The 14,851-nt window shown below is 66.5% G+C and carries 15 protein-coding genes and 1 pseudogene; 7 read left to right on the top strand and 9 right to left on the bottom strand.

Going from position 1 to position 14,851, the window contains the following annotated elements:
* The first annotated feature begins 103 nt into the window (after nucleotides 1–103).
* Nucleotides 104–604, top strand: coding sequence for a hypothetical protein (locus BLM15_RS14815; protein WP_126113478.1), 501 nt, complete (start codon nucleotides 104–106; stop codon nucleotides 602–604).
* 105 nt (nucleotides 605–709) lie between these two features.
* Here BLM15_RS14815 and ypfJ read toward each other — a convergent pair whose 3' ends face one another.
* From ypfJ to BLM15_RS14790, 6 genes and pseudogenes are all read right to left on the bottom strand, one after another.
* On the bottom strand, nucleotides 710–1,600 hold the full coding sequence (gene ypfJ / locus BLM15_RS14810) for a KPN_02809 family neutral zinc metallopeptidase (protein WP_126113477.1): 891 nt from the start codon (nucleotides 1,598–1,600) through the stop codon (nucleotides 710–712).
* Between the two features lie 73 nt (nucleotides 1,601–1,673).
* The gene (gene cydB / locus BLM15_RS14805; protein WP_126113476.1) at nucleotides 1,674–2,678 is read right to left on the bottom strand and encodes a cytochrome d ubiquinol oxidase subunit II; all 1,005 of its coding nucleotides are present in this window, start codon (nucleotides 2,676–2,678) and stop codon (nucleotides 1,674–1,676) included.
* A gap of 12 nt (nucleotides 2,679–2,690) precedes the next feature.
* Nucleotides 2,691–4,121: a cytochrome ubiquinol oxidase subunit I gene (locus tag BLM15_RS14800; RefSeq protein ID WP_126113475.1), complete on the bottom strand. Its 1,431-nt coding sequence runs from the start codon at nucleotides 4,119–4,121 to the stop codon at nucleotides 2,691–2,693.
* A gap of 190 nt (nucleotides 4,122–4,311) precedes the next feature.
* Nucleotides 4,312–4,716, bottom strand: a complete 405-nt coding sequence (locus BLM15_RS31635) for an ACT domain-containing protein (RefSeq protein ID WP_206438669.1) — start codon at nucleotides 4,714–4,716, stop codon at nucleotides 4,312–4,314.
* 81 nt (nucleotides 4,717–4,797) lie between these two features.
* Nucleotides 4,798–5,046: pseudogene (locus BLM15_RS14795) on the bottom strand (GNAT family N-acetyltransferase); the annotation flags it as partial.
* Nucleotides 5,047–5,456: 410 nt separating this feature from the next.
* A complete protein-coding gene (locus tag BLM15_RS14790) occupies nucleotides 5,457–6,263 on the bottom strand; it encodes a uracil-DNA glycosylase (RefSeq protein ID WP_126113474.1) in 807 nt (268 codons plus the stop codon).
* A 173-nt stretch (nucleotides 6,264–6,436) separates the two neighbouring features.
* On the opposite strand from BLM15_RS14790, the gene BLM15_RS14785 reads away from it, so the two are divergent.
* The 4 genes from BLM15_RS14785 to BLM15_RS14770 all read left to right on the top strand — a co-directional run bounded on the left by BLM15_RS14785 (nucleotide 6,437) and on the right by BLM15_RS14770 (nucleotide 11,892).
* Nucleotides 6,437–8,116, top strand: coding sequence for an electron transfer flavoprotein-ubiquinone oxidoreductase (locus BLM15_RS14785; protein WP_236846308.1), 1,680 nt, complete (start codon nucleotides 6,437–6,439; stop codon nucleotides 8,114–8,116).
* Nucleotides 8,117–8,577: 461 nt separating this feature from the next.
* Complete coding sequence (locus BLM15_RS14780) at nucleotides 8,578–10,338, top strand: tetratricopeptide repeat protein (protein ID WP_236846307.1); 1,761 nt, start codon at nucleotides 8,578–8,580, stop codon at nucleotides 10,336–10,338.
* Nucleotides 10,339–10,341: 3 nt separating this feature from the next.
* On the top strand, nucleotides 10,342–11,226 hold the full coding sequence (locus BLM15_RS14775; RefSeq protein WP_126113472.1) for a 4-(cytidine 5'-diphospho)-2-C-methyl-D-erythritol kinase: 885 nt from the start codon (nucleotides 10,342–10,344) through the stop codon (nucleotides 11,224–11,226).
* 30 nt (nucleotides 11,227–11,256) lie between these two features.
* The gene (locus BLM15_RS14770; RefSeq protein WP_236846306.1) at nucleotides 11,257–11,892 is read left to right on the top strand and encodes a LysE family translocator; all 636 of its coding nucleotides are present in this window, start codon (nucleotides 11,257–11,259) and stop codon (nucleotides 11,890–11,892) included.
* Nucleotides 11,893–11,898: 6 nt separating this feature from the next.
* Here BLM15_RS14770 and BLM15_RS14765 read toward each other — a convergent pair whose 3' ends face one another.
* A complete protein-coding gene (locus BLM15_RS14765) occupies nucleotides 11,899–12,915 on the bottom strand; it encodes a polyprenyl synthetase family protein (RefSeq protein WP_236846305.1) in 1,017 nt (338 codons plus the stop codon).
* Nucleotides 12,916–13,017: 102 nt separating this feature from the next.
* On the opposite strand from BLM15_RS14765, the gene BLM15_RS14760 reads away from it, so the two are divergent.
* Nucleotides 13,018–13,326 (top strand): putative signal transducing protein, encoded by a 309-nt coding sequence (locus tag BLM15_RS14760; RefSeq protein ID WP_442859376.1) that lies wholly within the window; start codon nucleotides 13,018–13,020, stop codon nucleotides 13,324–13,326.
* The gene (locus BLM15_RS14755; RefSeq protein ID WP_126113470.1) at nucleotides 13,316–14,083 is read left to right on the top strand and encodes a tRNA1(Val) (adenine(37)-N6)-methyltransferase; all 768 of its coding nucleotides are present in this window, start codon (nucleotides 13,316–13,318) and stop codon (nucleotides 14,081–14,083) included. The genes BLM15_RS14760 and BLM15_RS14755 overlap by 11 nt, the downstream gene beginning before the upstream one ends.
* Before the next feature lie 6 nt (nucleotides 14,084–14,089).
* On the opposite strand, the gene BLM15_RS14750 is transcribed toward BLM15_RS14755, so the two are convergent.
* Together BLM15_RS14750 and BLM15_RS14745 are read right to left on the bottom strand one after the other, a co-directional pair.
* Nucleotides 14,090–14,401: a hypothetical protein gene (locus BLM15_RS14750; protein ID WP_126113469.1), complete on the bottom strand. Its 312-nt coding sequence runs from the start codon at nucleotides 14,399–14,401 to the stop codon at nucleotides 14,090–14,092.
* A 136-nt stretch (nucleotides 14,402–14,537) separates the two neighbouring features.
* On the bottom strand, nucleotides 14,538–14,819 hold the full coding sequence (locus BLM15_RS14745; RefSeq protein WP_126113468.1) for a hypothetical protein: 282 nt from the start codon (nucleotides 14,817–14,819) through the stop codon (nucleotides 14,538–14,540).
* Nucleotides 14,820–14,851: the final 32 nt, after the last annotated feature.

Below are 14,851 nucleotides of genomic sequence, written 5' to 3'. Positions count from 1 at the left end.
GGCGGAATCGGTTGATCCGAGACCAAGGAATGTGAACATAGCAGGAACAAAATGCAAGTGACAGGATTGCGACATGTTGCACTGCGTCATAAGCTGACCGCCCATGATCACCGCCGTCATCCGGGCCAATCGCGACGTCGAAGCGCTCGCAGCGACCTTGTCCGTGCTGATTCCGGCGGTCGCGCAGGGCGTGATCGGCCATGCCGTGGTGATCGACGAGGCGGATGACGCAGCGATCGAACGTCTCGCCGACGAGACCGGCGCCAGCTATGTCAGGGCCAAGAATCTGGCCAAGAATGGCGAGGCTTGGTCCAGCGGGGTCGCACAGGCGCGCGGCGACTGGGTGATCCTGCTCGAAGCCGGCGACCTGCCCGAGCCGCAATGGACACCGAGCATCGAGCGGCATTTGCTGACGATGGCGATGCGGCCGGCCTTGATGCCACTGCGCGGCATGGCCGCGAGGTTGCGCGAATGGGGCGCCGTCTCGTTGCGTTCACGCCATGTCAGGGCAGGGCTCCTGGCGCCGAAGACGCAGATCCTGTCCGGCCGATTGGCGCGTGCGCCGCGCCGGCTCACCGTGCGTCGCGAGCGCGCCGAGCTCTGAACGCGACCGTCATTGCGAGGAGCGCAGCGACGAAGCAATCCAGGGGGATGTAGAACTCTGCCGTTCCTGGATTGCTTCGCTGACGCTCGTAATGACGAGGGAACGTCAGAGCTGGTTGGTGCGGAAGGTGTCGCAGCTCTGCATCGAGCCGGATTTGAAGCCGGTGTTGAACCAGCGCGTGCGCTGTGCCGACGAGCCATGCGTGAAGGAATCCGGCACGACGACGCCGCGGCCCTGTTGCTGCAACTTGTCGTCGCCGATCGCAGAGGCGGAGCGCAGCGCCTCGTCGATGTCGCCGGGCTGGATGCGGTCCATCGCCTGGATGTTGTAGGCCCAGACGCCGGCAAAGCAGTCGGCCTGCAATTCGACCCGCACCGAAAGCTGGTTCGATTCGCGCTCGGAGATCCGTTGGCGCATCTCGTTCACCTTGGGCAGGATGCCGAGCAGGTTCTGGATGTGATGGCCGATCTCGTGGCCGACGACATAGGCATAGGCGAAGTCGCCGCCGCCGCCGAGCTTGCGCTGCATCTCCTGGAAGAAGGAGAGGTCGAGATAGACCCGCTGGTCGTTGGGGCAGTAGAACGGCCCCATCGCCGCCTGTGCCGTACCGCAGCCGGAGCGGTCGACGCCGCTGAACAGCACCAGCTTCGGTGGCACGTATTTGCGGTTGGCCTGCTGCGGCAGGACCTTGCTCCAGACATCCTCGTTCTGCGCCAGCACGGCCGAGACGAAGCGGCCCATCTCGTCCTGTGGCGGGCCGGCAGATTTGCGCTGCTCCTGCGTCGGCGCACTGCGCCCGCCGATGCCGCCGATCAACTCGGCCCCGCCGATCAGCAGGCGCGGATCGATGCCGAGCGCCCAGCCGAGCAGGCCGAGCACGACCATGGTGCCGATGCCGATGCCGCCGCGCCCGCCGGGCAGGCCGGCATATTCGCCGCCGCCACCGCCACGCCGGTCCTCGAGATTCTCGGACTGGCGATAATCTTCCCAACGCATGCGCGAACCCTTGTTGCAGCCTCGCCAATGTCCGCGACGCGGCGGCGGAACTCAAGTCCCGCGGCAGAGGTGCTCAATGATACCCGGCATCGGCTTTCACCTTGCCGCGGAAGGTCCAGTACACGAAGGCCGTGTAGAACAGGATCATCGGCAGGAGGAAGGTCACGCCGATCAGCACGAAGACATGCGAGGACGGCGCCGCCGCCGTGTCCCAGATCGTCAGGCTCGGCGGCACCAGATACGGGTAGTTCGAAATCGCGAGCCCGAGGAAACAGAGCAGGAAGATCGCGATGGTGAAGGCGAAGGGCGTGAACTCATGCGCTCCGTGGAGCCGTTTCCAGGCCATGTAGCCGCAGAAGGCGGTCAGCACCGGGAACGGCCAGAGCAGCAGGAGGTTCGAGGGCGTGAACCAGCGCTCGGCGATACGCGGATGGGCGTAGGGCGTCCAGAGCGAGACCAGCGCGGCGAAGGCGAGCAGGCAGAGCAGCAACGTCTTGGCCTGGCGGCGGGCGCGATCGGCCACCGGCCCTTCCGTCTTGAAGACCAGCCAGGTTGCGCCGAGCAGGGCATAGCCGACGACGACGCCGGCGCCGCACATCAGCGTAAAGGGTGTCAGCCAGTCGAACGGGCCGCCGGCGAACTGCCTGTCGGCGACCTTGATGCCCTGGATCAGCCCGCCGAGGATGACGCCCTGGGAGAAGGCGGCGGTCGTGGAGCCGAGCCAGAAGGCCAGATCCCAGATCCGGTGCTTCGGCTTTGCCACCCAGCGGAACTCGAAGGCGACGCCGCGGAAGATCAGCGACAGCAGCATCAGCGTCACCGGCAGATACAAGGCCGGCATGATCACGGAATAGGCCAGCGGGAACGCGACCCAGAGGCCGGCGCCGCCGAGCACCAGCCAGGTCTCGTTGCCGTCCCAGAACGGCGCGACCGAGTTCATCATCTGGTCGCGCTCGCCCTCGTCCCCGGTCGTCGGGAACAGGATGGCGATGCCGAGGTCGAAACCATCCAGCACGACATAGAGCATCACGGCGGTGCCGATCAGCCCGGCCCAGATCACGGGGAGATACCATTCCATCTTAGGTTCTCCTCAGCTCGCCGGCTGGATCTTGTCGTCGCCGGGATGGCCGTCGCCGAAGATCGCCGAGGCCGGTGCCTGCGCTGCCTTCAGCGGCCGCTTCGAGGGCTGCTCGGGCGGGTCCTCATGGCTGATCTCGTCGGGTCCCTTGGCGATCAGGCGGTTGATCAGGAGGATGCCGGCGGTGAACACGACGCAGTAGACGAAGACGAACAGCGCCAGCGAGATCGCGACCTCGGCGGTGGTGATCGGCGAGACCGCATCCTTGGAGCGCAGGATGCCGGTGGCGACCCAGGGCTGGCGCCCGACCTCGGTGACGAACCAGCCGGCGAGAATGGCGACGAAGCCGGCAGGCCAAGTGTACTGGGCGAGCCAGAGCCAGCGCTGCGACTCGAAGATGCGGCCGCGCCACCAGAGCCAGGCTCCGACCCAGCCGAACAGGATCATCAGCGTGCCGAGCCCGACCATCAGCCGGAAGCCGAAGAAGGGGACCAGCACCGGCGGGCGGTCCTCCCGCGGGAAGTCCTTCAGGCTCTTGAACAGGGCGTCCATGCTGCCATGGGTAAGCAGGCTGGCGACGCCGGGGATCGCGATCTCGAAGCGGTTGAGCTCGGCCTTCTCGTCCGGCCAGGCGAACAGGACGAGCGCGCCGGGCTTGGACGAATCCCAGTGCGCCTCGATCGCAGCGAGCTTGGCCGGCTGGTAGATCGCGGTCTGCTTGCCGTGGAAGTCGCCGATGACAGCCTGCAGCGGTGCGGTCAGCGCGATCATCAGGATTGCCATCCGCACCATCGTCCTGGCCGATTCGGTGCGGTGGCCAGCGAGCAGATGACGTGCGCCGGTCGCCAGCACCACGAAGGCGGTCGTGAGATAGGCCGCCGTCATCATGTGCGCGTAGCGCAGCGGAAAGGTCGGGCTGAAGACGATCTTCATCCAGTCGACGGGGTAGACGATACCGTCGCGGACCTCGTGCCCGACCGGATACTGCATCCAGCTATTGGCCGACAGGATCCAGAAACCCGACAGCGCCGTGCCGCCGGCGACGATGATGGCCGACAGGAAGTGCAGCCAAGGCGGCACCCGCTTCCAGCCGAAGAGCAGCACGCCGAGGAAGGAGGCCTCGAGGAAGAAGGCGCTGAGCACCTCGTAGCCGATCAGCGGGCCCAGCACATTGCCGGTGACCGCCGAGAACCGGCTCCAGTTCGTGCCGAACTGGTAGGAGAGCACGATGCCGGAGACCACGCCCATGGCGAAGGAGACCGCGAAGATCTTGGTCCAGAAGCGGGCGAGGAGATGGAACTTCTGGTCGCCGGTCTTCAGCCACAGGCCAAGCAGCGTCGCGATATAGGCCGACAGCCCGATCGTGAAGGCCGGGAAGACGATGTGGAAGGAAATCGTGAAGGCGAACTGGATGCGGGACAGCAGAAAGGCGTCGATTTCCATCGCATCGCTCCGGCGTACCGGCCACGAACGTCATGGCCGAAAGACCCTGCCGGTTGCAGGGTCTACTTTGCACACGGAATAATCAAGCCGATGCGACAGGGCAGCCGTCGGTGGTGACGCAGTGGCATCGCGCCGCTGCGTCAAAGCGCGTCGAGAGCGACGGTTGGTGCAGCGTTGCTCCTGCTCTCGTTCAGACCAGCGAATGACCGGCTCGGAGCAGGGTGGAGCGCGCCTTTTCGGCGTCGGCTTCCTTCACGAGCAGATGATCGCCGTCGAAGGTCGACACGACGAAGATGCCCATGCCATTTGTCGACAGCGGCTGAACCACCGAAAGCACGATGCCAGCCTGACCGAAGGCGAATGGCCCCTGAAACTTGAAGCAGGTCCAGCCAGCGTCGATCTGGGTGCCGTCAGGAACACGTTCCCTCAGGCACACGATGGATAGCTCGTCATCGGTGCGGCTTATGCTGACGAAACCATCGCCATCAGCCCAGGGCGGAATGGGAGCGTCATTCTGCAAGCGCGCGATGGCATAGTCCCCCGCCAACGCCTTGAGCGTGATCTTCACGCTCGTTGGGGCTGTTACGCCCAGCATTTTGGTCATGTAGACGGTTGTGCCGCCCATGAACGGTTCGGTGCTTGTCACGGCGTAGTCGGCCGCTTGGTAAAGCGTCACATTCGATTGGAAAGCTGCGTTCGTCAGCAGGCGCAGCTGGGCGTAGCCCGCACGCAAGGCGAGGCTTTCGGCATAGGCCAGCAAGCGGCGGCCGAGTCCTCGCCCTTGCTGATCCGGCGCGACGGCGATGTTCTCGATCCAGATGTGATCACCCTTGTCGATGGTCTCGATCAGGCCAACAAGCTCATCCCCGTCATACAGGAGCGCGAAGTCATGCCGCGCGACAGCAAGCCGATAGTCGGCAGTCATGGGCTGCGTCTCTCGCCCGATCACGGGCACCCATTTCGCGTAGGCGGCCCGAACAAGATCGCGGATCGCCGCGACGTCCTGCATGTCGGCAGGCCGGAAATACAATGATTGTGCTGAGGTCATGCTCGTGTCCCGAGACAACAAAAAACCCGCCGCGCGAAGCTGGCAGATTGCGGAATGCTTGGAGGGATCTACGACCGGGCAGTCAGCTCAGTATCGTCGTCGCCAAACATATGCGCCACGCTGCGCGATGGTGCAGCATCGACGTCGGGCAGCGGTCGTCAGGGTGGAAACGGACATGACGTTACGGCTAGCAGAGCCTTGCGCCCTGTCAATCACGCAGGGCAACGCCACGCATGCATGGCTCAGCGGGCCTCCCTTCCGTGCCTTCCAGGGAGCGCTCGAAGGCTTCAGCGCTGTGTCATCGCGTCGAGTGCCGCCTTGAGTGCCCGCAGATCGCGCCAGGCCAGGCGCTTCTGCAGGGGCTGGCGCAACAGATAGGCCGGGTGCAGCGTCGCGATCGCCCGGATCACGCGCGTGCCGGTATCGTATTCCCGCCAGCGGCCGCGCGAGGCCAGGATGCCGGAGACGCCGAGCAGCCCTTGCGCCGAGGGGCCGCCGATGCAGACCAGGATGTCGGGATCGGCGAGCTCGATCTGGCGCTGGATGAACGGCAGGCAGATCGCGACCTCCTGCGGCGTCGGCGTGCGGTTGCCGGGCGGACGCCAGGGCAGGAGGTTGGCGATGTAGACATGCTCCTGCCGGTTGAGCCCGATCGCCGCCAGCATCCGGTCGAGCAATTGGCCGGATCGGCCGACGAAGGGCAGGCCGGCGCGGTCCTCGTCGGCGCCCGGCGCCTCGCCGACGACCATCACCTTCCCGCCCGGATTGCCGTCGGCGAAGACGAGGCTCTTCGCCGAGGCCTTGAGCGGGCAGCCTTCGAAGCTGGCGAGTGCCGCCTTGAGCTCGTCCAGCGTCGTCGCTTCGCGCGCCAGCGCCCGGGCCGACAGGGCTGCTTCGTCCGGCGGCGCCGGGGCCGCTGCCGCCGGGCGCGCGGTTGCCTGTTGGGAGGACGTCACGAGGCGTGCGACAGGCTGTCGCGCCGGCTCGGGTGCAGCTGCGAAATGGTCGTGCGGCGTCTCGTCGAGCGCTTCCGTCACGCCCATCTCGGCGTACCAGGCGATCAGTTCGGCTGCGGAGGCGGCGTCGAAGGACATGGGCGACAGAATACCGCGCCGCACGGAACGAAGCGAGCCCGTTCGCTGTTGCAAAATAACCGGGAGCCCCGGATAGAGGAATTCCAATCAGCCCCGCGGCTTGGCGGGGTGATCGAGATAGTTCATATATAAACTATCTAACGACATATAAGCGGCGCGGGGTGGAGGGCAGCATGGATCTGAAGGAAGCACAGAGCACGCCGCGCGAGAGCATGGACTATGACGTCGTCATCGTCGGCGCCGGCCCGGCCGGGCTCGCGGCCGCGATCCGGCTGAAACAGCTCGACGAGGCGATCTCGGTCGTCGTGGTCGAGAAGGGCTCCGAGGTTGGCGCGCACATCCTCTCCGGCGCGGTCATCGATCCGATTGGCCTCGACAAGCTCCTGCCCGACTGGCGCCAGGACGAGGCGCGCCCGCTCCATACCGAAGTCAGCGAGGACGTCTTCTATTTCCTCGGCCCGGCCGGCGGCGCGCGCCTGCCGAATTTTGCGATGCCGAAGCTGATGAACAATCACGGCAACTTCGTCGGCTCGCTCGGCCTGGTCGCACGCTACCTCGCGGCCCGCGCCGAGGCGCTCGGCGTCGAGATCTATCCAGGCTTCGCTGCCGCCGAACTGCTGTTCAACGAAGACGGCTCGGTTGCCGGCATCGCCACCGGCGACATGGGCATCGCCAAGGACGGCACCGTCTCCGAGCGCTTCACCCGCGGCATGGAATTGCGCGGCCGCTACACCTTGCTCGGCGAGGGCGCGCGTGGCTCGCTCTCCAAGATCGCGATCAGGCGCTTCGCTCTGGATGAAGGTCGCGAGCCGCAGAAATATGGCATCGGCCTCAAGGAGATCTGGCAGGTCAAGCCGGAGAAGTTCAAGAAGGGGCTGGTGCAGCACTCCTTCGGCTGGCCGCTCGACATGTCGACCGGCGGCGGCTCCTTCCTCTACCATTTCGACGACAATCTGGTTTCGGTCGGCTTCGTCGTCCACCTCAACTATACGAATCCGACGCTCTCGCCCTTCGACGAGTTCCAGCGCTTCAAGACCCATCCGATGATCCGCGACGTCTTTGAGGGGGCCAAGCGCCTCTCCTACGGCTCGCGTGCTATCACCGAAGGCGGTTGGCAGTCGGTGCCGAAGCTGACCTTCCCGGGCGGGGCGCTGATCGGCTGCTCGGCCGGCTTCGTCAACGTTCCGCGCATCAAGGGCAGCCACAACGCCATCCTGTCGGGCATGCTGGCGGCCGAGCATCTCGTGCCGGCGCTGGCTGCCAGCCGCTCCCATGACATGGTTGACGGCATCGAGGAGAGCTGGCGCTCGTCCGAGATCGGGCGCGACCTCAAGCTGGTGCGCAACGTCAAGCCGCTCTGGTCGAAGCTCGGCACGCTCGGCGGCGTCGCGCTCGGCGGCATCGACATGTGGCTGAACCAGCTCTTCGGCTGGTCGCCCTTCGGCACGCTGAAGCACGGCAAGCCCGACCATGCCACGCTGAAGCCGATCGGCATGGTCAAGCCGATCGTTTATCCGAAGCCCGACGGCAAGATTTCCTTCGACAAGCTCTCCTCGGTCTTCCTCTCGGCGACGAATCACGAGGAAGACCAGCCGGCGCATCTGAAGCTGACCGATCCCAACGTGCCGGTGCTGCAGAACCTGCCGATTTATGGCGAACCGGCGCGGCTCTACTGTCCGGCGGGCGTCTACGAGGTGGTTTACGCCGATCCCGAGAAACAGTCGCTGCCGCGCTTCGTGATCAACGCGCAGAACTGCGTGCACTGCAAGACCTGCGACATCAAGGACCCGGCCCAGAACATCACCTGGACGGTGCCGGAAGGCGCGGGCGGCCCGAATTACTCGAATATGTGACAGTATTCGATATTGTCATCAAAGATTAAGGCCGCGACGGACGGATCCGGCGCGGCCTTTTTGTTGACGCCGGAAGAGGCGGTGAATCAGCCCTTGCGGACGACGGGAGCGGGCTTCTCCGGCTCCTTGGTGGCGCAGCCGCCGGCAATGCCGGCAAGCGTCAGGACAGCAGCGAGCGCGAGCGAGACCTTCTTCATTTGAAGTGTCCTAAACGAATCGTCGCGAATATCCGCGACGACGCAATCCTATGCCGATTTGCCTTACGGAAATCTATGCTGTCGACGCCGCTATAGCGGCGGATCGCGCTTTTCACGTGAGCGTGACAGCGATGCTGCAACCGCGATGCTGGACTTGTCGCGCAGCCCGGAAACGGCCATGTTGGCGGCCTAATCGTTCAGGTCACGGTCCCGTCTACGGACCAGTTCCCGGCAGCCGGGGCGGACCGAGGGAGAATGGTGGACGTGACGTTTCAGATCGACGGCCGTAGCGCCGCTCTTATGCTTGCGTTTATCGCTGGGCTGCACGTCGCCATGCCGGCGCTCGCGCAGGCGCGCCCAGTCGACAAGTTCGAGCCTGCCGAGAGTCTCGAAGGCAATTATCTGGCGGCCGTTGTCGCTGGCTCTGCCCGCGATCTCGGCGCAGCCTCGATCTATCTGCGCGAGGCGATCAAGAACGATCCGCAGAACAGTGAATTGCTCGAGCGCGGCTTCGTCGCCTTCCTCGCCGACGGCGCGATGAACGAGACCTTCCGCGCCGCCGAGAAGCTGATCCAGCGCGATGCCACCAACGGTCTCGCCCAGCTGGCGCTCGGCGTCCGCGCGCTGAAGCAGAAGAACTATGCCGCGGCCCGCACCCAGTTGCAGCGCGGTGGCCGCGGCCGCTCCGCCGACATCACCGCGACTCTGCTTGCCGCCTGGGCCTATTCCGGCTCCGGCGAGACAAATCGCGCGCTTGAGACGCTCGACCGCCTCAAGGGCGAAGCGACCTTCGACCGCTTCCGCGACTTCCATGCCGGGCTGATCCTCGACATCGCCGGCCGCCGCAACGACGCGAATCGCCGACTCAAGGCGGCCTATGACGCCGAGAAGACCAATCTGCGCCTCGTCGATCTCTGGGCCCGCCAGCAGGCGCGCGCCGGCGACAGCGACGCGGCCTTGGCGACGCTGAACGATTTCGAGCAGCGTGTGCGCCCGAACCATCCGGTGGTGCGCGACGCCATCGCCAAGATCAGCAGCAAGGAGCCGCTGCAGCGTATCGTCGGCAACACCCAGCAAGGCGCGGCCGAGGTGCTCTACGGCCTCGCCAGCGCCGGTATTCTGCAGGGCGACGAGGCGACCGCGCTGCTCTATCTGCGCTTTGCAGCTTATCTCGACCCCGGCCACGACCTCGCCGTGCTGACGCTGGCCGATATCCTCGAGCGCGCCAAGCAGACCGAGGATGCGGTCCAGGTCTACCGGCGCATGCCGGAGAATTCGCCGCTGCGGCCGGTCGCCGACATCCAGATCGGGCTTGGCCTCGAGCAGCTCGGCAAGACCGAGGAAGCGGTCAAGCATCTCGAGGGGATCATCACGGCGCGGCCGGAAGACGTCGACGCCATCTCCGCGCTCGGCAACATCTACCGCTCGCGCAAGCGCTTCGAGGAGGCGGCCGCGACCTATGACAAGGCGGTCGCCAAGCTCGGCACGCCCGGCCGCTCAAATTGGGATCTGCTCTATTCGCGCGGCATCGCCTATGAGCGCACCAAGAAATGGCCCCAGGCCGAGGCCGATCTGCGCAAGGCGCTGGAGCTGATGCCGGAGGCGCTGAGCCGCGAGCGTGCGCTCGTGCTCAACTATCTCGGCTATTCGCTGGTCGACCAGAACCTCAAGCTCGAGGAGGCGCTCGGCATGCTGCGCCGCGCTGTCGAGCTCAGGCCGCGCGACGGCTACATCATCGACTCGCTCGGCTGGGCGCATTACCGCCTCGGCCGCTATGACGAGGCGGTGACGGAACTCGAGAAGGCGATGGAGCTGCGCCCCTCGGATCCGGTGATCAACGACCATCTCGGCGACGTCTACTGGAAGACCGGGCGCTATCTCGAGGCGCGCTTCCAGTGGAACTATGCCCGCGACCTCGGACCGGAACCCGAGGATCTCACCCGGATCCAGCGCAAGATCGAGAAGGGTCTCGAGGATCCGGGACCCTCGGCCAATGCGGCCGAGCCGAAGAAGGATGGCGGCTGATCCTTGCCCGCCAGACTGGCGACCCGCGCCCCGGCCAAGATCAACCTCTCCCTGCGCGTCCTCAGCCGGCGCGCCGACGGTTATCATGAGCTCGACAGCCTCGTCGCCTTCGCCGGCGTCGGCGACGAACTGAGCCTGTCGCCGAGCGAGCCTGCCGGGGTACAGATCTCAGGTCCCTTCGCCGCGGGCCTCTCGACCGGGTCGGACAACCTCGTCCTGAAGGCTGAGCGCGCGCTCCGCGAGGAGATCGCCGGCCTGCGCTCCGGCCGCTTCCATCTTGTCAAGCGCCTGCCGGTCGCCTCGGGCATCGGCGGTGGCTCGGCCGATGCGGCCGCGGCCCTGCGCCTGCTGGCGCGGCTCAACGATCTGCCACTGTCGCATCCGGCGCTGCTCGCCGCTGCCGGCCGGATCGGCGCCGATGTCCCGGTTTGCCTGGAGGCGCGCGCCCGCATCATGCGCGGCATCGGCGATCAGCTCGGCCCGCCGCTGCGCCTGCCGCGGCTGTTCGCGCTGCTGGTCAACCCCGGCGTCGCAGTCGAGACGGTGGCGGTATTCCGTGCGCTTGGCCTCCCTCCGGGGCAGGAGCATGCGGGCGGCAGCCTGGCGTTCAGCACGCAAGAGCCTTCACCGGCAACGTCGGCCGCTTTGATCGCTGCACTGGCCGTCTCCGGCAATGATCTCGAAGCGCCGGCCCGCATAGTCGCTCCGGCTATCGGCGAGGTGCTGTCAGCGCTGTCGGCACTTCCCAATTGCCGGCTGGTGCGCATGTCGGGTTCGGGAGGAACCTGCTTCGCTCTGTTCGACGATTGCCGCGCCAGCGCCGAGGCTGGCAAGCTTCTGGCGCATGGCCAGCCGGATTGGTGGGTGAAGCCGACTGTGCTGAGATAGGCGTCAGGGCTCAACGCCGGAGGGCGCATCATGACGCTGGCCTCTTTCCTCGCCTATGTCGGTGTCGCGGCGCTGGTGATCTGCACGCCGGGGCCGGACACGGCTCTGACCATCCGCAACACCTTGTTCGGCGGCCGTACCGGCGGTGTGCTCACTGCGCTCGGCGTCGCGACCGGCCTATCGATCTGGGCGTTGGCGACCAGTCTCGGTCTCGTCGCCTTGCTGGTGGCGAGCGAGCCGGTCTTTCGCGCGATCCAATATGCTGGCGCCGCCTATCTGATCTATCTCGGCGTCATGGCGCTGCGCGACGCTTTTCGCCGGCAGGGGCCAGCGTCGCCGGCTGCTGCCGCGATCTCGCCGCGGCGGCTTGCGCCCGCCATCGCCTACCGGCAGGGGCTGATCAGCAATCTCGGCAATCCGAAGATCGCGGTCTTCTTCGCCAGCCTCCTGCCGCAATTCGCGGCTGGCGGCAGCAGCTTCACCATGCTGTTCCTGCTCGGCCTCGTCTTCGCCGCGATGACCCTGCTCTGGCTCTCGGCCTATGCGCTCGTCGTCGCCAAGGCCGGCGACGTGCTGCGGCGCTCTCAAGTTCGGCGCGTCATCGAAGCGCTGACTGGTGGGCTCCTGCTGGCGCTGGGCCTCAGGATCGCCGCCGAGCAGCGCTGAAGCTGCTCAGTGCGCCCGTGCCACGCAGAAGTCGACGGCCTCGTTGAGCGCTTGCTTCATCGGCGATGACGGGAACAGGCCGAGCGCGTCCTTCGCCATCTTGGCGTAGTGCCGGGCGCGCTCGATCGTGTCGGCCAGCGCGGCGTGCTTCCGCATCAGCGCCTGCGCCTCTTCAAGATCGCCATCGCGGACCTCGCCTTCCTGCAGGGTGCGACGCCAGAAGGCGCGATCGCTCTCACTGCCGCGGCGGAAGGAAAGTACGACGGGCAGGGTGATCTTGCCCTCGCGGAAGTCGTCGCCGACATTCTTGCCGAGCTGGCCCGAGGAGCCGCCATAGTCGAGCGCGTCGTCGATGAGCTGGAAGGCGATGCCGAGATTGAGCCCGTAGCTGCGGCACGCGGCGGCCTCGCCCTTCGACGAGGCGGCGATCACCGGCCCGACCTCGCAGGCGGCGGCGAAGAGTTCGGCCGTCTTGCCGCGGATCACGGCGAGATATTCGTCCTCGGTGGTCTCGGTGTTCTTGGCGGCGGCGAGCTGCATCACCTCGCCCTCGGCGATCACCGCAGCGGCGGTCGAGAGGATGTCGAGCGCGCGCAGCGAACCGACCTCGACCATCATCCTGAAGGCCTGGCCGAGCAGGAAATCGCCGACCAGCACGCTGGCCTCATTGCCCCAGAGCATGCGGGCGGCGAGCTTGCCGCGGCGCATGTCGCTCTGGTCGACGACATCGTCGTGCAGCAGCGTCGCCGTATGCATGAACTCGACCGAGGCCGCGAGCTTGACATGGCCATCGCCCTGGTAGCCGCAGAGCGCCGCCGTCGCGAGCGTCAGCATCGGCCGCAAGCGCTTGCCGCCCGAGGAGATCAGGTGGTTCGCCACCTCCGGGATCATCGTGACCTCGGAACCGGTGCGCGACAGGATCATCGCATTGACGCGCTCCATGTCGGCGCGCGTCAGCCCGACCAGCGGCGCGATCCCGCTCTGGCCGGTGTCCTTGTCTTCGAAAGCTACGACGACGCCCACGCGCAAACTCCGGCCTTGTTCTCGCGCATTCGCGCGCCCTCGCCCTTGCCACAAAGGTCGCATGCGTGGCCAGCCCCGGCAATCCTGTCGCGGCGCAGCAGATTGACGCTGCATCGCGGTGCTGCGCCGGTAGATGCGATCTTTCCTGTTGCGCCGGGGCGACGCGAAGGGCTCCATGGCGGCATGCATGAACTCGTCCGCTCGAACGATATCGTCCTGCTCGGGGCCATCGAGGCGCTCCTGGCCTCGGCCAATCTCGATTGCCTGATCGCCGATCAGCACATCAGCGCGCTCGAAGGCATGATCGGCGCCTTTCCGCGGCGCCTCCTGGTGCGCGAACAGGACAGCAAGCGCGCTCGCGCTTTGTTGATCGAGGCGGGCTATGGCGACGAGTTGCGCCATGAACGCTGAGGCGCCCGGTCTCCGCGAGATCGCCGAGGATCGGCTGCTGGGAGGCCGCCTTCGCTTGCTGCAGCCGTTGAAGGGTCATCGTGCCGGCTCGGATGCGGTGCTGCTTGCCGCTGCGATTCCCGAGCTCGGCGAAGGACGGCTCGCCGATTTCGGCGCCGGCGTCGGCACGGTCGGGCTTGCAGTCGCCTTGCGGCAGCCTGCGCTCAATGTCGCCCTGGTCGAGCGCGATCCGGAGCTCGCCGCGCTCGCAGTCCGCAATGTCGCGCTCAACGATCTCGGCGGCCGGGTGCGCACCATGGTCGGGGTAATCGGTGAGCGGAACGCGGACCTCGCCCGGGACGGCCTGACGGCGGACTCCGTCGCCTGGGTCGCGATGAACCCGCCCTTCTTCGAATCGGGTGAGGTGCGCGAATCGCCGGTCGCCAACCGGCGTGTCGCCCATGTCGCTGGCCAATCGCTCGCCGACTGGCTGAAGGCGGCTCGCCATGTGCTGAAGCCGGGCGGTGGCGTCAGCATCATCCACCGCGCCGAAGCGCTGGGGACGATTCTCGCGGGCCTGGAGACGGGCTTCGGTGCGATCGAGATTCGCGCAGTCCACGGCCAGGCCGAGCGGCCGGCGATCCGGGTGATCGTCTCGGGCAGACTCGGTAGCAGAAAGCCGGCAGCGTTGCTGCCGGCTCTTGTTCTCAACGGGGCCGATGGGCGCTTCACCGCCTTCAGCGAGGCACTCCATCGCGGCGAGGCCGTGCTCGCCTAGATTGGCTCAGCGGCAGATGCGGCGCTCGCGCACCACCCAGCCCCAGCCATCCCAGTAGCGGACCGGCCGGCTAAAGCAGCGCGGGCCGTAGTACCCGCCGCCGTAGCCGTAAGCGGGACGGCCATAGCCATAAGCAGGGCGCCCATAGCCGTAGTGAGGGCGGCCATAGTAACCGCCACCGCCCCAACCGGGCCGGCCATAATAGCCGCCACCGCCCCACTGTGCCTCAGCCGGAGTTGCCGTGACTGCTCCGATGCCGAGCGCCGCCACGCCGAGCGAGGCGGCGGCTGAAAGTCCAAGAACGAGTTTGCGAAGCATGGTTACCTCCTTCGCGAATGCCCTCCCGGCTGTGCCGGGGTCATCGGGTGTCATCGTTGCAGCGAGCTTGCAGCATCGAGGCTGAACGGCGCGTGGCCGGGCCGTTCAGCCGCTCTTCATCCGCCCTGGCGCCCCGTCAGCGGCAGACGCGAACCGGACGGATCACCCAGCGCCAGCCATTCCAGACGCGCCGGTCGACGATATAGCAGCGCGGCCGGTAGACCGGGCGGCCATAGTAGCGGCGCGGGCCGTAATAGGGCCGGCCGTAATACTGGGCCTGCTCGACCAGCCCGGCGCCGGTCGAAGCGGCGGGAGCGCCGGCCGCGAATGGCGCTGCATTGACAGGGGCGACGGAAAGGCCGGTGAAGAGGAGCGCGCCAGCACCGAACAGGGCGGCAGCGATACGGTTCGACAGCATAGTAACTCTCCTACTTATCGCATCGACCCGAC

Source organism: Bosea sp. Tri-49, from assembly GCF_003952665.1.
Classification (GTDB): Bacteria; Pseudomonadota; Alphaproteobacteria; order Rhizobiales; family Beijerinckiaceae; genus Allobosea.
Note: the sequence above shows the minus strand (reverse complement) of the source record. Positions and strands in the feature narration are given on the sequence as shown.